General features: G+C 53.2%; 18 protein-coding genes. 12 read left to right on the forward strand and 6 right to left on the reverse strand.

The window, feature by feature from the left end; genetic code table 11:
• Positions 1–79 precede the first annotated feature (79 nt).
• Positions 80–463 carry a fluoride efflux transporter CrcB gene (gene crcB / locus ACSIPU_RS08740; protein ID WP_004100147.1) on the forward strand — a complete coding sequence of 128 codons (384 nt, stop codon included), beginning with the start codon at positions 80–82 and terminating at the stop codon, positions 461–463.
• Positions 464–520: 57 nt separating this feature from the next.
• Here the strand turns inward: crcB and cspE are convergent, their stop codons facing one another.
• Positions 521–730: a transcription antiterminator/RNA stability regulator CspE gene (cspE, locus tag ACSIPU_RS08745; RefSeq protein WP_004100146.1), complete on the reverse strand. Its 210-nt coding sequence runs from the start codon at positions 728–730 to the stop codon at positions 521–523.
• A 195-nt stretch (positions 731–925) separates the two neighbouring features.
• Positions 926–1,501 carry a lipid IV(A) palmitoyltransferase PagP gene (gene pagP / locus ACSIPU_RS08750; RefSeq protein WP_160887563.1) on the reverse strand — a complete coding sequence of 192 codons (576 nt, stop codon included), beginning with the start codon at positions 1,499–1,501 and terminating at the stop codon, positions 926–928.
• Positions 1,502–1,793: 292 nt separating this feature from the next.
• Between pagP and dcuC the strand changes: the two genes are divergently transcribed.
• From dcuC to uspG, 4 genes are all read left to right on the forward strand, one after another.
• The gene (gene dcuC / locus ACSIPU_RS08755; protein WP_004100144.1) at positions 1,794–3,167 is read left to right on the forward strand and encodes an anaerobic C4-dicarboxylate transporter DcuC; all 1,374 of its coding nucleotides are present in this window, start codon (positions 1,794–1,796) and stop codon (positions 3,165–3,167) included.
• Positions 3,168–3,259: 92 nt separating this feature from the next.
• Positions 3,260–4,054: a ribonuclease I gene (gene rna / locus ACSIPU_RS08760; protein ID WP_133497866.1), complete on the forward strand. Its 795-nt coding sequence runs from the start codon at positions 3,260–3,262 to the stop codon at positions 4,052–4,054.
• A gap of 155 nt (positions 4,055–4,209) precedes the next feature.
• A complete protein-coding gene (gene rnk, locus ACSIPU_RS08765; RefSeq protein ID WP_004111326.1) occupies positions 4,210–4,620 on the forward strand; it encodes a nucleoside diphosphate kinase regulator in 411 nt (136 codons plus the stop codon).
• 199 nt (positions 4,621–4,819) lie between these two features.
• On the forward strand, positions 4,820–5,248 hold the full coding sequence (gene uspG / locus ACSIPU_RS08770; RefSeq protein ID WP_004100140.1) for a universal stress protein UspG: 429 nt from the start codon (positions 4,820–4,822) through the stop codon (positions 5,246–5,248).
• Between the two features lie 76 nt (positions 5,249–5,324).
• Here uspG and ahpF read toward each other — a convergent pair whose 3' ends face one another.
• Together ahpF and ahpC are read right to left on the reverse strand one after the other, a co-directional pair.
• Positions 5,325–6,890: an alkyl hydroperoxide reductase subunit F gene (gene ahpF, locus ACSIPU_RS08775; RefSeq protein ID WP_133497867.1), complete on the reverse strand. Its 1,566-nt coding sequence runs from the start codon at positions 6,888–6,890 to the stop codon at positions 5,325–5,327.
• A 244-nt stretch (positions 6,891–7,134) separates the two neighbouring features.
• Positions 7,135–7,698, reverse strand: a complete 564-nt coding sequence (ahpC, locus tag ACSIPU_RS08780) for an alkyl hydroperoxide reductase subunit C (protein WP_002894394.1) — start codon at positions 7,696–7,698, stop codon at positions 7,135–7,137.
• 403 nt (positions 7,699–8,101) lie between these two features.
• Between ahpC and dsbG the strand changes: the two genes are divergently transcribed.
• The 4 genes from dsbG (at position 8,102) to ACSIPU_RS08800 (ending at position 11,899) form a co-directional block, all read left to right on the forward strand.
• The gene (dsbG, locus tag ACSIPU_RS08785; protein WP_024273912.1) at positions 8,102–8,848 is read left to right on the forward strand and encodes a thiol:disulfide interchange protein DsbG; all 747 of its coding nucleotides are present in this window, start codon (positions 8,102–8,104) and stop codon (positions 8,846–8,848) included.
• Between the two features lie 198 nt (positions 8,849–9,046).
• On the forward strand, positions 9,047–9,958 hold the full coding sequence (gene citR / locus ACSIPU_RS08790) for a DNA-binding transcriptional repressor CitR (RefSeq protein WP_004100136.1): 912 nt from the start codon (positions 9,047–9,049) through the stop codon (positions 9,956–9,958).
• 103 nt (positions 9,959–10,061) lie between these two features.
• On the forward strand, positions 10,062–11,285 hold the full coding sequence (locus ACSIPU_RS08795) for a phosphoadenosine phosphosulfate reductase (protein ID WP_024273911.1): 1,224 nt from the start codon (positions 10,062–10,064) through the stop codon (positions 11,283–11,285).
• A complete protein-coding gene (locus tag ACSIPU_RS08800) occupies positions 11,270–11,899 on the forward strand; it encodes an IbrB-like domain-containing protein (protein ID WP_004100133.1) in 630 nt (209 codons plus the stop codon). Before ACSIPU_RS08795 ends, ACSIPU_RS08800 begins: the two co-directional genes overlap by 16 nt.
• Here ACSIPU_RS08800 and ACSIPU_RS08805 read toward each other — a convergent pair whose 3' ends face one another.
• Entirely contained in the window at positions 11,900–13,045 is a 1,146-nt protein-coding gene (locus ACSIPU_RS08805) for a pyridoxal phosphate-dependent aminotransferase (protein WP_163466539.1), read from the reverse strand.
• 188 nt (positions 13,046–13,233) lie between these two features.
• Here ACSIPU_RS08805 and mtnC point away from each other — a divergent pair, with 188 nt between their 5' ends.
• Together mtnC and ACSIPU_RS08815 are read left to right on the forward strand one after the other, a co-directional pair.
• Complete coding sequence (gene mtnC / locus ACSIPU_RS08810; protein ID WP_004100131.1) at positions 13,234–13,923, forward strand: acireductone synthase; 690 nt, start codon at positions 13,234–13,236, stop codon at positions 13,921–13,923.
• Complete coding sequence (locus ACSIPU_RS08815; RefSeq protein WP_004111302.1) at positions 13,920–14,462, forward strand: 1,2-dihydroxy-3-keto-5-methylthiopentene dioxygenase; 543 nt, start codon at positions 13,920–13,922, stop codon at positions 14,460–14,462. Before mtnC ends, ACSIPU_RS08815 begins: the two co-directional genes overlap by 4 nt.
• A 184-nt stretch (positions 14,463–14,646) precedes the next feature.
• Here ACSIPU_RS08815 and ACSIPU_RS08820 read toward each other — a convergent pair whose 3' ends face one another.
• Positions 14,647–16,956 (reverse strand): molybdopterin-dependent oxidoreductase, encoded by a 2,310-nt coding sequence (locus ACSIPU_RS08820; protein ID WP_196557910.1) that lies wholly within the window; start codon positions 16,954–16,956, stop codon positions 14,647–14,649.
• 409 nt (positions 16,957–17,365) lie between these two features.
• On the opposite strand from ACSIPU_RS08820, the gene ACSIPU_RS08825 reads away from it, so the two are divergent.
• The gene (locus tag ACSIPU_RS08825; protein WP_004111301.1) at positions 17,366–18,346 is read left to right on the forward strand and encodes a sugar ABC transporter substrate-binding protein; all 981 of its coding nucleotides are present in this window, start codon (positions 17,366–17,368) and stop codon (positions 18,344–18,346) included.
• The last annotated feature ends 30 nt before the right edge of the window (positions 18,347–18,376 follow it).

An 18,376-nucleotide genomic window follows, 5' to 3' on the forward strand; every position in this document is an offset into this window, starting at 1 on the left:
GTCAGGTAATTCATAGCCAGCAAGGTATTTCGCGCGCTACACTCGAAGTTTAGTCGCAATCAATAAGCAGAGAACAATCGTGTTGCAACTCCTTTTGGCTGTATTTCTTGGCGGCGGCACCGGCAGCGTTTTGCGCTGGTGGCTGGGTATGAAGTTTAACCCCATGCACCATGCTATCCCCATTGGTACTCTCACCGCTAACCTGCTAGGGGCATTTATTATCGGGGCCGGTCTGGCCTGGTTTAATCGCCTGACGGACGTCGATCCGATGTGGAAGCTACTCATCACTACCGGCTTTTGCGGCGGGTTGACCACCTTCTCCACATTTTCCGCTGAAGTGGTGTTTTTGCTGCAGCAGGGGCGCGTTAGCTGGGCGCTGCTGAACGTTTTCGTCAATCTGTTAGGTTCATTTGCCATGACGGCCGCTGCGTTCTGGCTGTTTTCGCAAGCCGCCAGCCGCTAGACGCAGGCAAAAAAAAACCCGCTGAGAGCGGGTTTTTATATTCTGCTGACGCGTTGCTTAGATAGGCATTACGTTTGCAGCAGAAGGGCCTTTGGCACCGTTAGTGATTTCGAACTCTACGCGCTGACCTTCAGCCAGAGTTTTGAAACCGTTGGACTGGATTGCAGAGAAATGTACGAATACATCTTTGCTGCCATCTTCCGGAGTAATGAAACCGAATCCTTTGGACTCATTAAACCACTTAACGTTACCTTTAATCTTAGACATCAAAATTACCTTTATATGAAAAAATCGACACTAATACTGTGTCGGGTATCAGTACACCAATTGTGGTACCTTTTGTCCAGCGCAACTTTGCTAAAAAGTGATAAAAGTCTCTATCTTTTTGGGCAGGGTTCACATTAGTCTTTGTTTTTCCTCAAGACAGCCTGCTTATCTCTTTTATTGCTATGGAAAATCGCCTCAAAACTGAATGCGTGCCCATGCGAAGTAAACGTTTCCGTTGTTATAGGTGCCGGGAATATAGGTCATCTGGAAGGTGGCCGGGCCGTAGCCGATGGAAGCCAAAGGCAGCACTACCGGGATCGGGATATATTTCCAGTTGTCACGCGCCGTGACACCGAGCGTATAGCCTAAGCCAAGATGGAAATTATCATCTGCCAAAGGTCGCCAGGTCTTCTCCCAGCCATAGCCGCCGATGGGCTCCCACTTATTATAAGAATCCTTAAAAGCCATCAGATAGATGCCATGCCAGTTCCCTTTATCATCCCAGCGTGAAACGCCAAAACCGGCACCCCAGGGGCGCTCGTTGTACCTGTCGGTTTTCTCCTTGTCATAGGCAAAACGCGCATGCCAGGTCACCGCAGGGATATAAAGATCGTAGTGCTCAGGCTCATTCCAGGTCTGCGCAACGTTATCAGTCAGCGTGTTGTAACCATCGCGAAGCGTCGAGCTGAACGAAGCGTTAGCAGAAGTAGACGACAGCAGCAGCCCCAGGCACCCAAGAAAAAAACCTATAAATCGACGATGCATTAACACTTTTCTCTTACCAGTATCATTTTTTGAGCGGGTTAAAATAGCAAGGATAAGCTTAATACTTCCTTAACGAAATTAGGCAAACTCTTGATTTGCCCGCTACAAAAAATCTGAAAAACTCTCCGCGCGGTTTTGCCGGTTACGCCAGTAAAGCCCAACCATCCAGGGATTCTCATCGATTTATTGATTTGCATCAGCGAGTTTTGCCCGTTTTTTAGGCACATTCCCTCACTAAATTTTTCCTTCGCTTTATTTATCAGTAGATTCTTTGGGTTAATGGTTTAGGGGTTTAAGAATGCTTACGCTAGTAGAGATCCTGATTGGGATTGTGGTCATTGTGGGCGTCGCCCGCTATATCATTAAAGGTTATTCCGCCACCGGAGTGCTGTTCGTCGGTGGCTTAGTATTACTCATCGCCAGCGCGCTAATGGGGCATAAGATTTTACCTGGCGACGCAAAGAGCACCGGCTACTCTGCTACCGATATCGTTGAGTATATTAAGATACTGCTCATGAGCCGCGGCGGCGACCTCGGCATGATGATCATGATGCTCTGCGGTTTCGCCACCTATATGACGCATATTGGCGCCAACGATATGGTCGTCAAACTGGCCTCAAAACCGCTGCGCTATATTAACTCCCCTTATCTACTTATGATCGCTGCTTATTTCGTGGCCTGCCTGATGTCGCTGGCTGTTTCCTCAGCCACCGGCCTGGGCGTCCTGCTGATGGCCACGCTGTTCCCGGTCATGGTCAACGTTGGTATCAGCCGCGGCGCCGCCGCCGCAATCTGCGCCTCCCCGGCGGCGATTATTCTCTCACCGACTTCCGGCGACGTCGTGCTGGCCGCCAAAGCCGCCGAAATGCCGCTGATTGACTTTGCCTTTAAAACCACGCTGCCTATCTCTATCGTGGCGATTATCAGCATGGCGATTGCTCACTTCTTCTGGCAGCGCTATCTGGATAAGAAGGAAAACGTCGCGCATGAAATGCTTGATGTGAACGAGATCACCACCACCGCCCCTTCTTTCTACGCCATCCTGCCGTTTACGCCGATAATCGGGGTGCTGATTTTTGATGGCAAATGGGGTCCGGAGCTGCACATCATTACCATCCTCGTACTCTGCATGCTGCTGGCGGCAGTTCTGGAATTCTGCCGCGGCTTTAATACTAAAAATGTGTTTAATGGGCTGGAAGCGGCATATCGCGGGATGGCCGACGCCTTTGCCGGTGTGGTGATGCTGCTGGTCGCCGCTGGCGTCTTTGCGCAGGGGCTGAGCACCATTGGCTTTATTAACGGCCTGATCTCCATTGCAACTTCTTTCGGCTCCGCCAGTATTATTCTGATGCTGGTTCTGGTCATTCTGACCATGCTGGCGGCGATGACCACAGGCTCTGGTAATGCCCCCTTCTATGCTTTCGTTGAGATGATCCCGAAGCTGGCGCACTCGTCCGGCATTAACCCGGCTTATCTTTCGATCCCGATGCTGCAGGCGTCTAACCTTGGCCGAACCATTTCTCCGGTCTCCGGCGTCGTGGTCGCCGTGGCCGGTATGGCAAAAATTTCGCCGTTCGAAGTGGTGAAACGCACCTCTGTCCCGGTACTGGTTGGTTTATTAGTGGTTATTATCGCCACCGAAGTCCTCGTTCCCGGTAGCGCAATCCGCTAACGCTGAAACCGTGTGAAAAGGCGCCTGCTGGCGCCTTTTTTATGCTTTAATAACTCAAAGTTATTAATGACCATTCGTCATCAGGAATAAAAATGTTCAGGAAGGATTTCGTCGCTCTCGCTCTTTTGCTAAGCGCTTCTCAGGTCAGCGCCGATCCGCTGATCGCAACGCAATACGGCGATTTCGATCGCTACGTGCTGGCCCTCTCCTGGCAAACGGGGTTTTGCCAGAGTATGCAGGACCGAAACCGCAGCGAGCCGGAAGAGTGCCGCCTGCAGCAGGAACCAGACAACAAAGCCGATTTTCTCACCGTTCACGGCTTGTGGCCAGGCCTGCCCAAATCTATCGCCGCGCGCGGAGTGGACGAACGCCGCTGGATGCGTTTTGGCTGCGCGACCCGCCCTGTTCCCAATATGCCTGAAGCGAAAGCCGGGCAAAAATGTCGGGCGGCTGAAACCGGCCTTTCGCTGGAAATGGCGAATAAGCTTAACGGCGTGATGCCGGGATCCGGCGGCAATTCATGTCTTGAGCGTTATGAATACGCCAAGCACGGGGTTTGTTTTGGTTTCGATCCTGACAATTATTTCGGCACTATGGTGCGCCTGAACGGCGAGATTAAACAAAGCCCCCTTGGTCATTTCCTGGCCAGTCACTATGGGCAGACCGTTAGCCGGGATGATTTCAATGCTGCGGTCGCAGAGGCCTATGGAAATCAGAACGTTAAGGCTTTCAAGTTAACCTGTAACGGCAATCCCGCCTATCTGACCGAGATGCAAATTTCCATCAAAGCGGCGGCCATCAACGCGCCTCTCGCGGTAAATTCATTCTTACCTCAGCCTCATCCCGGGAACTGCGGTAAACAATTTCTGCTGGATAAAGCCGGCTAAGTTTCATACGGTTTAACTATTGTTCATTGATGAATGTGCGTTTAATCACTTCAAACCATCCGCAAGTCTCAGTATGATGAGAGAACATTAACCCTTGCCATTTTCGGTGAGGGTTTTCTTTTACGGACAGGTTCCTGGATAACATGGAGTATGAGATGACCAGACCCGCAATCATCATTAATGAACTGGATGCAGAACGCATCGACAGGCTGCTGGAACAACCGGCATTCGCTAACTCGCCGGTAGCGGACGCACTGAACGACGAGCTTGACCGCGCGCAGATGCTGGCTCCGGAAGCCATGCCGCATGATGTTGTCAGCATGAATAGCCAGGTGAGATTCCGCGATTTAACCACCGGCGAAGAGCGCATCCGCACGCTGGTTTTCCCGGCTCAGGTGACCGATAGCGCCACCCAGCTCTCGGTTATGGCGCCGGTTGGCGCAGCGTTGCTGGGGCTCAAGGTCGGCAGCGCCATTCACTGGGAGTTGCCCGGCGGCACCTCAACGCATCTTGAAGTGCTGGAACTGCTATACCAGCCGGAGGCCGCAGGCGATTTTCACCGTTAATCTCCCCGCTGCCTGAAGCGTTTCGCGCTTTATCCAGAGGATGTCGCTACATCCTCTTTCTGCACCTTCTCCTCTACGCCTCTCTTTTGACAAACTTTTACGCCACCCTCTAACCGATCTGACAATTTTGCGACCTGAATGGCACAATATTTTCCTATAATATGTTGATATAAAAGCAGACGAACAAGGAGGAATGCATATGTATAAAACAATCATTATGCCCGTTGATGTCTTTGAAATGGAGTTAAGCGATAAAGCCGTTCGCCATGCGGAGTTTTTAGCCCAGCAGGACGGGGTTATCCATCTTCTCCACGTACTGCCCGGTTCATCAAGCTTTACCATGAGCCGGTTTACCGCCGATCTGCGCCGCTTTGAAGAGCATTTGCAGCATGAAGCAGAAACGCGCCTGAAAACAATGGCCGGGCATTTCAGCATTGACCCGTCGCGAATCAAAATGCACGTTCGCTTTGGCAACGTGCGCGATATGGTCAATGAACTGGCCAATGAAATTAAAGCCGACGTAGTGGTGATAGGCTCGCGTAATCCGTCTATCAGCACGCATCTGCTCGGCTCCAATGCCTCAAGCGTGATCCGCCATGCGCATATTCCGGTGATGGTGGTGAGATAGCGTCAGAGAGCTAAAAAAAGAGGCTACCCAGGGGTAGCCTCTTTGCTGTGCAGGTTCGGTCTTACTTTATTATGAATTATGCCGTTTTAGTGCGGATCAGATAATCAAACGCGCTCAGAGACGCTTTTGCACCTTCGCCGGTAGCGATAATAATCTGCTTGTACGGTACGGTTGTGCAGTCCCCCGCCGCGAAGACGCCCTTCACGTTAGTTTCACATTTCGCATCAATGATGATTTCACCCATGCGGTTGCGCTCAATCGCCCCTTCCAGCCAGTTGGTATTCGGCAACAGGCCAATCTGTACAAAGATCCCCGCCAGCGCGACGTGATGCTCATCGCCGCTCACGCGGTCACGATACTGCAGGCCGGTCACTTTACTGCCATCGCCCACCACTTCTGTGGTCTGGGCATTGAGGATAATATCGACGTTCTTCAGGCTGCGGACTTTATCCTGCAGAACCTGGTCGGCCTTCATTTCCGGCGCGAATTCAAGCAGCGTTACATGTTCAACAACGCCTGCCAGGTCGATGGCCGCTTCCACACCGGAGTTACCGCCGCCGATAACCGCCACGCGCTTACCTTTAAACAGCGGGCCGTCGCAGTGCGGACAGTAGGTTACGCCCTTCGTGCGATACTGATCTTCACCTGGAACGTTCATGTTACGCCATTTCGCACCGGTGGCAATGATAACGCTACGCGCTTTCAGCACCGCGCCGGAGGCGGTTTCAATCTGGTGCAATCCGCCTTCAACCGTCGCAGGAATCAGCCTGGAAGCGCTTTGAGAATCAATAACATCAACATCGTATTCGCTGACGTGCGCTTTTAATGCGCCAGCCAGTTTCTGACCTTCGGTCTTCGGTACCGAAATATAGTTTTCGATATCAACGGTATCCAGCACCTGGCCGCCGAAGCGTTCACCCATCAGACCGGTACGAATGCCTTTACGCGCTGAGTAAACGGCAGCCGCTGCGCCTGACGGGCCTGAGCCGACGATTAAGACATCATAGGATTCACGTTTATTCAGCTCTTCCGCCGCACGTTTTTCCGCACCGGTATCCACTTTGGCCACAATTTCAGTCAGCGTCATGCGACCCTGGCCAAACTCTTTACCGTTCATGAATACCGCCGGTACGCCCATCACGTTGCGTTCGGTGATTTCATGCTGATAAGTGCCGCCGTCAATCGCCGTGTGCTTGATACGCGGGTTCAGTACCGCCATCAGGTTCAACGCCTGAACCACATCCGGGCAGTTATGACATGAAAGTGAATAGTAGGTTTCAAATTCAAAATCACCGTCGATATTGCGGATCTGCTCCAGCAGGCTCTGGGCTTCTTTTGACGGATGGCCGCCGGTCCACAGCAGAGCCAGAACTAAAGAGGTGAATTCATGTCCCAGCGGAGAGCCGGCAAAGCGCGGCCCCTGGCTGGAGCCTGGGTTGGTAATGAGGAATGACGGCTTACGCACCGCCAGGCCGTTATCTTCTTTGAAGGTGACTTTATCTGACAGTTCAGCAATTTCAGCCAGCAGTTCCCTGATTTCTGCCGATTTAGCGCCGTCATCCAGCGTGGCAATCAGCTCAACAGGTTTGGTCAGCTTCTCAAGATAGGCCTTGAGCTGGGTTTTCATGTTGGTGTCGAGCATTTTTATCTCCTGGGCTTAAAACATCATCATGCAAGCGGCCTCGTTCAGGCAGCCTGAATGCGCTTGCATCATGGTGTTGGAATAAAACGGGCGCAGATGCGCCCAGATATTACTACGCAATTTCCTCAGCATTTCGCGCAAGAGCAAGGCGGCTAGCCTGAGAATCCCCGGAAGCTTACCTCAGTAAGTGACCGGGGTGAGCAGGCGACGCCAACGCAGCAATTGCGTGAAAGGAGACGGAAATTTAGATTTTGCCGACCAGGTCCAGAGACGGAGCCAGAGTCGCTTCACCTTCTTTCCATTTAGCCGGGCAAACTTCGCCTGGGTGAGAAGCTACGTACTGAGCTGCTTTGATTTTACGCAGCAGGTCAGACGCGTCGCGGCCGATACCTTCAGCGGTAACTTCGATAGCCTGGATGATACCCTGCGGGTCAACAACGAAGGTTGCACGATCTGCCAGACCTTCATCTTCACGCATGTTGTCGAAGTTACGGGTCAGGGCGCCAGTCGGGTCGCCAATCATCGCATATTTGATTTTAGCGATGGTTTCAGAGCTGCTGTGCCACGCTTTGTGGGTGAAGTGGGTGTCGGTAGAGACGGAGTAAACGTCTACGCCCAGCTTCTGCAGTTCTTCATAATGATCTGCCACGTCGCCCAGTTCAGTCGGGCAAACGAAGGTGAAGTCAGCCGGGTAGAAGAAGAAGACGCTCCAGCGGCCTTCAGTATCTTTCTCGGTTACTTCGATGAATTCACCGTTTTTGAATGCCTGGTTTTTAAAAGGTTTGATTTTGGTATTAATTAAGGACATCTATACTTCCTCCGTGTTTTCGTTGAGGTCTAAGTTAACGAATTTTTCCTGACTCGACCAATGCGTTTGCATTATCGAATCAATAAGCGTTATCTAACAACCGGAACAAGACAACTTTGTGAACCTGTCAACGCGATGGCAAACTTCTGTCGCGTTTCGCATTATATGCGCTGAAAAGTAAAAAGGCCGCCCTCGCAGGCGGCCCCGTTACCTGAAACACCCGCAGGTAGGTTCAGCGCCAGTAGCTGGCAATGTGTTGCGCTCTACACCTTAATGTAACAGCTCAGGGATTACATCACCCACAGAACGAAAGGGCAATCCGCCCGGCCGCAGGTCTTACCTATGGCTGTAATAGGTTTTACCGCTACACTTACTCTTCTCTTTGATTTTACAAGGCATAATTATGTTAAAACGACTGTTCTTTCTGAGCTTATTACCTTTTTACTGCTCTGCAGAGGAGCTTCCCGCCCCCGTAAAAGCGATAGAAAAACAGGGAATTACCATTATTAAACCCTTCGAGGCGCCCGGAGGGATGAAAGGCTGGTTAGGGAAGTATCAGGATATGGGCGTCGCCATCTACCTCACGCCGGACGGCAAACACGCCATCTCGGGCTATATGTACGACGAAAGCGGTACTAATCTTAGTGAACAACTCTTCCAGCAAGAGCTCTATACCCCCGCGGGCCAGGAGATGTGGAAAAAGCTGGAAAGCGCTCGCTGGCTGCTTGACGGTAACGAAAACGCGCCGACGATTCTGTACGTTTTTGCCGATCCCTTCTGCCCCTACTGCCAACAGTTCTGGCAACAGGCTCGTCCGTGGGTAGAATCAGGGAAAGTTCAGCTGCGCACCCTGCTGGTTGGCGTCATAAAACCGGAAAGTCCCTCAGCCGCGGCGGCCATCCTGGCCAGCAAAGACCCGGCGAAAACCTGGCATCACTATGAGCAGTCTGGTGGCAAAGCAGCGCTAAATATTCCCACCAGTATTCAGCCAGAGCAAATGAAGATACTTAATTTCAACCAACAGCTGATGGACGAACTCGGCGCCAGCGTCACCCCTGCTATTTATTACATGAATAAAGAAAATATGCTGCAACAAGCGATCGGGCTTCCAGATAAAGAAAAACTACAGATTATGATGGGGGCAAGATAAGCATTTATAAACTAACTCCTCCGCCGGGTTTAGCAGTACACAAAAGGATCTGGCGGAATGCGCCGCTGTAGTATATATTTAGATAAACTTAATAAGGCATTAGCAATTAATAATAAAAAATGAATAATCACGTAATGTATATAATGCAGACATATAATAACCTCTTTTTCTACTCGCCAGCTTAACAGGACGTTGAAAATGGCTAATCTTTACGATCTCAAGAAGTTCGATCTGAACCTACTCGTTATTTTCGAATGTATTTACCAGCATTTAAGTATCAGTAAGGCTGCAGAAACGCTATTTATTACGCCGTCTGCGGTAAGCCAGTCGCTTCAGCGGCTACGCAACCAGCTCAACGATCCGCTATTCGTGCGTTCAGGTAAAGGGATTACCCCAACTACCGTCGGCGTTAATTTGCATCATCACCTGGAAAATAACCTTAATCAGTTAGAACAAACCATCAATCTCACCAATCGTTCTGAATTAAGGAAACGCCTCGTTGTCTATGCGCCGCAGCTTTTTATAACGCCCAAAACCACCAGCCTGATTCATATGTTATTAGATGATTCAAATCTGCAGGTTGAACATCATGATCTGCTCGCTTCAGGTGAATCGATAGAAAGTTTGTTATCCTACCGGAAGGCCGATCTGATATTTAGCACCACGGCGCTGTCATCACGAGCGACCGTCTGTAAACGCATCCAGGAGCTGGACATTTCATTAGTGTGTAATGAAAACCATCCGCGACTGGCGTCGCTAACGACGACAAAAGCCATAATGCAGGAGCGTTTCACCTATTATATTTGTAACGATCAGGGTACAAAATCCTTTCAGAGTCAAACTGCAGGTATGCTTTCTGACAGAAAAATCTCTTTCAGCAGCGATTCATACATAGCCATTCTTAATGTTATTCAACAAACGGATATAATTGGTTTCGTTCCGACATGTATTTTAGAACACATTAGCTTTCAGAATAAATTCAGGATCATTGAGACTCCCTTCAAAATTCCATCTATCAATATTTATATGATTTACAACCGGGTGAATCTTGACGACCCCAACTTCGCAAATTTTATCGAAGAGTGTGAAAGAAATAATATTATTGAATAGTTAAAGTGATTTCATTGAATTGGTGAATGATAACTAATCTCTTGATTAAGAAACGAATATGATATAAGTACACAGTCTCTTTGGCATTAAAGGAATAATGGCTGTGTCTTTTATTAAAATTCCATTACCAGAATCTGTTCTGCAAGCCAGTCAGCAAAGAATAGAGTGGGTTATGGAAAACTTCTCCCGCGTTTGCGTCTCTTTTTCTGGCGGTAAAGATTCAACAACCATGCTGCATCTCACGGCGCAGCATGCCCGCCAGGCCGGTAAAAAGATTTGCGTCCTGTTTATTGACTGGGAAGCGCAGTTCTCCTGCACCATTGCTCATTGCGAAAAGATGCGCGAGGAGTATCGCGACGTTATTGAGCAATTTTTCTGGGTGGCGCTACCTCTCACCACCCAGAACTCGCTAACCCAGTTCACGCCGGAGTGGCAGTGCTGGGAACCCGGCGCGCCCTGGGTGCGCCAGCCGCCGGAGGATGCCATCACCGATCCCGACTATTTCTCGTTTTATCAACCCGGAATGAGTTTTGAAACCTTCGTCCGCGAATTCGCCGATTGGTTCTCGCAAAATCGTCCGGCCGCGGTAATGGTCGGCATCCGCGCCGATGAATCGCTTAACCGGTTTATCACCATCTCCTCGCAGCGCAAACTGCGCTTTGCCGACGACAAACCCTGGACCACGTCGGCGCCGGGCGGACACGCCTGGTATATCTATCCCATCTATGACTGGAAAACCGCCGATATCTGGACCTGGTTCGGCAAAAGCGGTCTTTCCTATAACCCGCTCTATAACCTGATGTATCAGGCGGGGGTACCGCTGCGTTATATGCGCATCTGCGAACCCTTTGGCCCGGAGCAGCGCCAGGGTCTGTGGCTCTACCACGTCCTGGAGCCTGAACGCTGGGCCGCCATGTGCCAGCGCGTCAGCGGCGTTCACTGCGGCGGGGTTTACGCCGGTCACGACAATCAGTTCTACGGCCATCGAAAGCTGGATAAACCCGAACATCATACGTGGAAAAGCTACGCCCTGTTTTTACTCGACAGCATGCCGGAGAAAACGGCGGAGCATTACCGCAATAAAATCGCCGTCTATCTCCACTGGTATCAAAAAAAGGGCATGCTGGATATTCCGGACACCCAGCCGGCGGATATTGGCTCCAAAGACGTCCCGTCCTGGCGGCGCATCTGTAAAGTGCTGTTAAACAATGATTACTGGTGCCGCCAGCTCTCTTTCAGCCCAACCAAAGCGACTCAATATAAACGCTATCGCGAGCGGATGAATAAAAAGCGCCAGCAATGGGGAATACTATGCAACGACAATTAATCCAGGAAATAGAACGCTATCTGCAATCGCTGGAAAATGAAGAAGAAAAGATTACTGCGCTTAACGCCTTTCGCCAGATTCTGCATGAATATAGCCCCTTCAAATCCCAACCGGTTGATTGCGTACTGTGGGTAAAACAGGAAGCCGTTTCGCCTAATGATTACAACCCAAATAACCTTGCGCCACCGGAAAAACGCCTGTTGTTCACCTCGCTGGAGACGGATGGCTTCACCCAGCCTATCGTGGTGCTGAAACAGGGGCGGGAGCGCTATTCGATTGTCGATGGTTTTCATCGTCATGAACTGGCCAACGGCAAAGCGGCGCTGAAAAAACGGCTGAAAGGCTATCTCCCCGTCACCTGTCTGGAAAGGAGCAGCGCCAGGCGTGATTCACTGATGGCCGCCACCATCCGCCATAACCGGGCGCGCGGGCGTCACCAGATTCATGCGATGTCGGAAATCGTTCAGGAACTGGCGCGTCTCGGCTGGACCGATGAGAAAATCGGCAAAGAGTTAGGGATGGACGCCGACGAAGTATTACGCCTGAAGCAAATCAACGGTCTGGTGGAGATGTTCGGCGACCGTCAATTTTCTCAGGCGTGGACCGTTAAATAACTACAGACGGCACAGGCGTTCCGCAGCAGCCAGCAGCGTGGCTGGCTGTTTGGCGAAGCACAGGCGTATCAGCTTATGCGGGAACGGATCGGCACAAAACACCGACAGCGGGATCGCCGCGACGCCGATCTCGGTGGTGAGCCAGCGGCAGAAGTTGACATCATCCAGATCGGAGACTGCGCTGTAGTCCGCCAGCAGGAAGTAAGTCCCTTCGCAGGGCAAAATTTCCAGACGGCTGGAACGCAGCGCATCAATAAACAGGTCCCGACGCTCGCGGTAAAACGTCGGCAGCTGGCGATAATGCTCCGGCTCGCTGCGCAGCATATCGGCGATCGCCAGCTGAGCGGGGGTGTTGACGGCGAAGGTCAGATACTGATGCACTTTACGCAGCTCGGCGCTGATAGCGGCAGGCGCCACGCAGTAGCCCACCTTCCAGCCGGTCATATGAAACGTTTTACCGAATGAAGAGACCGCCACCGCGCGCTCGCGCAGCTGCGGATGCGCCAGCACGCTGGCATGCCCTTCGGCAGCAAAGCAGATATGTTCATAAACTTCATCGCTAAGTACGTAGATTTCGCGATCGGCAATCGCCTGCCACAGCGCGGCAAAATCTTCACGCTGCCACACCGTCGCTGACGGGTTGTGCGGCGTATTGAGAATAACCAGACGAGTTTTGTCGCTGAGGGTAGCGGCGAACTGCTGCCAGTCAACGCGAAAATGAGGCGGCTGCAGAGCAATGCGCTTCAGCACGCCGCCCGACAGCTCAACCGCCGGGGCGTAGCTATCGTAGCTGGGGTCAAAGCAAATGACTTCGTCGCCGGAACGGACCAGCGCGGTAATCGCCGCATACAGCGCTTCCGTCGCCCCGGCGGTGACGGTTACGTCGCTATTGGCATCGGGGCGATAGCCGAACAGCTCTTCGGTTTTATTGACAATCGCTTCGCGTAGCGCGGCGACGCCGGTCATCGGCGCGTACTGATTGGCCCCCTGCGCGACGTGATACGCCAGACGCTCCTGCAGATAGCGCGGGCCATCGAAATCCGGAAAACCCTGCGACAGATTAATCGCCTGATGCTGCTGGGCCAGGGCGCTCATCTGGCTAAAGATAGTGGTGCCCAGTGAAGGGAGTTTACTCTCAGGAATCAGTGGCTTATTGCTCATTCTTTTTGTACCGTCTGTGATGCTGTTGTTGAAGCCACTATAACACGATGTTAATATTTGGCAATCAAGACGCTTAGACGTCTAAATGATAATGTTATTTCGCTTAGGCTTTAATAACAGCTCTCAACACAACGCCACCGTCAGCACGACCCACCGCTCACTCTGGAGAACTCATGATCCGCGCTATCGTGACCGATATTGAAGGCACCACCAGCGACATACGCTTCGTCCACAACGTCCTGTTCCCGTACGCCCGCGAACGTCTGGCTGGTTTTGTGACCGCTCAGCAGTTTGGCGAGCCGGTCAAGACCATTCTCGATAACCTGCGCCAGGAGATCGCCCAGCCGGCGGCTGGCGCCGAACAGCTTATTGCTACCCTGTTCACGTTTATGGATGAAGACCGCAAATCCACCGCCCTCAAGGCGCTCCAGGGGATTATCTGGCGCGAAGGCTACGTCAACGGCGACTTCACCGGCCATCTCTATCCGGACGTTTTGCCGGCACTGGAAAAATGGAAGTCACAGGGTATTGATTTATATGTATATTCCTCAGGCTCTGTCGCTGCGCAGAAATTGTTATTTGGCTACAGCGATGAAGGTGATATTACTCATCTGTTCAACGGCTATTTTGACACCCTGGTAGGGGCCAAGCGTGAAGTACAGTCCTACCGCAATATTGCTGAACAACTGGGGCAGCCTCCTGCCGCCATCCTGTTTTTGTCCGATATCCATCAGGAGCTGGATGCCGCTGAAGAGGCCGGTTTCCGTACCCTGCAGCTGGTACGCGGCGACCGCGACCCGGCCAGCCATCATCCGCAGGTTCAGCGTTTCGACGATATTCACCCGGAGCAGATCCCAGCATGAGCGCATTAACCATATTTTCCGTAAACGACCCGCAAAACTCTCTCTGGCACAGTACTAACGCCGAAGAGATCCAGCAGCAGCTCAACGCTAAAGGCGTGCGTTTTGAGCGCTGGCAGGCCGACCGCGATTTAGGCGCGGCGCCAACGTCTGAAGCGGTCATTGCCGCCTATCAGCACGCGATTGATAAGCTGGTTGCAGAAAAGGGCTATCAGAGCTGGGATGTGATTAGCCTGCGCGCCGATAATCCGCAGAAAGAGGCGCTGCGGGAGAAGTTTCTCAATGAGCATACCCACGGAGAAGACGAAGTGCGTTTCTTCGTCGAGGGCGCCGGTCTGTTTTGCCTGCATATTGGCGACGAGGTGTTCCAGGTTCTGTGTGAAAAGAACGACCTGATTTCGGTCCCGGCGCACACGCCGCACTGGTTTGATATGGGCTCGGAACCCAACTTCACCGCCATCCGTATCTTCGATAATCCGGAAGGCTGGATTGCCCGGTTTACCGGCGACGATATTGCCAGCGCCTACCCGCGGCTGGCGTAACGCGCCCTATCCGGGCTACCGATCTGCAGACAACTGTGAACATGTAGCCCGGGCAGGCGCCCTGCGCCGCCCCCCGGGAGCAGAACGCAGCGTGGCTGATTTTCCCGGAGGCGATTCTGCTCATCTGTCCGGGCTATCCGCCCGCGGAGGGCTTTGATTCCATAAGCCGGGTATTACCGGGCGCCTAACCCTCAATAAACCTCGGCGGATCGAAAGCGGTCACCGGCGGCAGCGCGTCCCGCCACGGTTCGATCTCCACCCAGCAGCTTTGAGCGCTACAGCCCTGCCCCAGGCGCGAGCTGCCGCGATCCTCGGTTAACACGTTGGGATTGCCGTGCTTATCCAGCGAGCCTTTTTCATTCGGGTCCAGCGGATCGTACCAGGCCCCGGTCGACATCTGCACCACTCCCGGCAAAATCTGCTCGCTGAGATGGACGCCGGCGAGAATCGCTCCGCGCGCGTTAAAGACCTTGACCACGCTGCCTTCGCTGATGTCCCGCGCCTGTGCATCCTGCGGATGCATCCACAGCGGCTCGCGTCCCTGAATTTTCGTCGCCCGGCTGACGCTTCCGTGATCGTACTGGCTGTGCAGGCGGGTACGCGGCTGGCTGGAGAGCAGATGCAGCGGCCAGCGCGCAGCTTCCTGCCGCCGCCAGGCCGCTTCCTGCTCATCCCACCACGGATGGCCCGGGCACTCGCGATAGCCAAAGCCGGCAATGGTTTCTGAAAAGAGCTCAATCTTGCCGGAAGGCGTAGAGAGCGGATAGCGCTGCGGGTCGGCGCGAAAATCCGCCAGAAAAACCTGCGGTTGCTCAGGCGCGCTGTACTCCAGCACTCCCTGCTGCCAGAACGCCTCAAATGACGGCAGCGTAATCCCCTCTTCCTGCGCGCGCGGTCGCGAGGCTTCGTAAATCTCCCGCAGCCACTGCCCGGCATCGCGCCCCTCGCTAAAACGTTCGCCGCAGCCCAGCCGTTCGGCAAGATCGCAAAAGATGGCGTAATCATCACGCGCGTCGCCCACCGGCGGGATCTGTGCGCTCATGGCGATCATAAAACCGTCGTGACCGCCGCTGCCAATATCTTCCCGCTCCAGCGACGTGGTGACCGGCAGGACGATATCGGAAAATTTAGCCTGCGCGGTCCAGTACTGTTCGTGCACCACCACCGTTTCTGGTCGCCGCCAGGCTTCGCACAGGCGGTTAATATCCTGATGATGATGAAACGCGTTGCCGCCGGCCCAGTAGACGAGGCGGATGTCGGGATAGCGCAGATGCTGGCCGTCAAACTCGTATGCTTCGCCCGGATGCAGCAGCATATCGGAGAGGCGCGCCACCGGAATCACCTGGTTCACCGCGTTCTCCCCGGCGGGAAGGCGCGGCCCGGAAAAGGCCTTACGCCCCGCCCCCGCCAGATTGGTGCAGGCATAGCCAAATCCCAGCCCGCCGCCCGGCGTACCGATTTGCCCCAGCAGCGCGGTGAGCGCCACCGTCGCCCAGTAGGCCTGCTCGCCCTGGCGCGTCCGCTGAATCGACCAGGAGATATTGACCATCGTACGCTGGCTGGCCATCTCACGCGCCAGCGCGACAATCCGCTGCGCGTCAATACCGGTTATCGCCGCCGCCCACTCCGGCGTTTTTGCGACGCCATCGCTCTCCCCCATCAGGTAGGCGCGATAAGGTGCGAAACCCACGGTATGGCTGGCGATAAAACCGCTGTCGTAGAGGGATTCATTAATCAGTACGTAGCACAGCGCCAGCAGCAGCGCGGTATCGGTTCCGGGACGGACGGCGAGCCACTCGGCGCTCTCCACGGCGCTCAGATCGTTGCGCACCGGACTAATATTGATAAAGCGTGTCCCCTGCGCCTGCATCTTTTCCAGCCAGTATTTCAGCATATGGTCGTTGGCGCCGCCGCCGTTGACCTGCGCATTACGCAGCGGCAGGCCGCCGAATGCGACGAACAGTTGGCACTCCCGCGCCAGCTCGGAAAAATGGGTATGCTGACGGTGCAGCGGGCTCAGCGGCCCGAGAATATGCGGCAGGATACGCTCCCCCGCCGCGCTGCTGTAGGTATTAGTGCTGGCGGTATAACCGCCAAAGCATTTGAGGAAACGGTGCAGCTGGCTTTGCGCGTGGTGAAAACGGCCAGCGCTGGCCCAGCCATAGGAACCGCCGAAAATCGCCTCATTGCCGCAGCGCGCTTTGACCGACTGCAGCTCGCGAGCCAGCAGATCGAGCGCCACTTCCCAGCTCACCTCAACAAACGGCTCTTTACCGCGCCCGTCGCGGGAAGCCGGGCCATTTTGCAGGTAGCCGGCGCGCACCGCCGGACGGCGAATGCGCGTCTTGCTGGTGACCGCATCAGGGAGCGACTGACCAATGCGCGAGGGATTTTTATCCCAGGGCACCGGCGTCACCGCCTCAATTTTGCCGTCACCGGCCTGTACCCGCCAGGTTCCCCAGTGCATTACGGTCAGATTATGTTGTTTTCTCATGCGGTTTTTCTCACCTGCTAACGGCCGCTATAATAAAGCGTGCGAATCCTGGGAATAAAATACGTATCACCATACAATCTGCTGCTGAGAAAGGATTTTCCACGCAGAATAGTTCTACGCTATTCCGGGATGCGATATATTACAGCGACAGAATAATTTTAATTAAGCAGCAATCTTTATTTGAATAAATAAGAGTTGCAAGCAAATTAAGCCCACAAAATAAAAAGGGATTAAGCTGCATCATGAAATATTTTCAGGTTACAGATAACAAATTTACGTTTTCCTCAGGCAAATCTGCGATATAACATTGTTGATATAACTTAGACATATTTTGTATTTGAGGTTGTGTAGTTGTTGTTGTCATGCTACTGCTCCGCACAACCACCTCCATTACAGGACCATAATAAGAATGTCGCAGAAAAAGAAATTATTGCCCATCGCGCTGGGCCTGCTCTCGCTTGCCTCCGTTAACGCTCTGGCAGCAGAGGCTTTATCGCTTCAGGGAAAAACCATCGGTATTGCCGTCGTCGGCACGCAGCACTTCTGGGATCGCGAAGCCTATAAAGGCGCCAGCGAAGAGGTTGAGAAACTGGGCGGTAAAGCGATCGGCGTCGACGGCGGACGCGATAACCAGGTTCATGCTAATAACCACGATATTTTACTGTCGCGTAAAGTTGATGCGGTAATTAGCATTCTGGGCGACAGTTCCGTTGAGCCTAAATTTAAAGCGCTGCGCGATGCCGGTATTCCGGTATTTACCGTTGACCATGTCTCAAAATACTCGGTCAATAACACCACCTCCGATAACTACACGCTGGGGTCAACCATTGGTCGCTATATGGCCGATGAACTGGGCGGCAAAGGCAACGTGGCGGTATTTAACGCATTCTCTAGTTCCCTGCGTATTTGCGGGATTCGTTACGACCAGTGGAAATATGTCCTTAAGGATTATCCGGATATTCATATTATTCAACCGGAGCTGGCCGAACAGTTCGCCAACTCACCGGAAGATGCGCGGAAGAAAACCCTCGAACTGCTGAGCCAGTATCCGAAAGGCAAACTCGATGCGATTCACGTTGCCTGCTGGGATCAGCCGGCTATCGGTATTGTCCAGGCGCTGGAAGAGACCGGCCGCGATAAAGACGTCAAGGTTACCGCTATTGATGCTGGCCCGGAGACGCTGGAGATCATGGCCGAGCCGGGTAGCCCGCTTGTCGCCAACGTCGCCCAGCAGCCGCACCTGATCGGCCAGACTTCAGCCGATAACGTCGCTCGCTACTTCGAAAAACAGAAGCTGCCGCTGCAAACCTTTATCCCGGTGGTCCCGGTGAAAGGCCCGCAGGAGGCGAAAGCGGTCTACAAACAGCTGGGATATGGCGAACTGCAGTGATCACTCAATCCTCCGGCGGGGCGAATCCCG

The sequence above is a fragment of the Klebsiella sp. HN106 genome (assembly GCF_051209435.1).
GTDB lineage: Bacteria > Pseudomonadota > Gammaproteobacteria > Enterobacterales > Enterobacteriaceae > Klebsiella > Klebsiella oxytoca.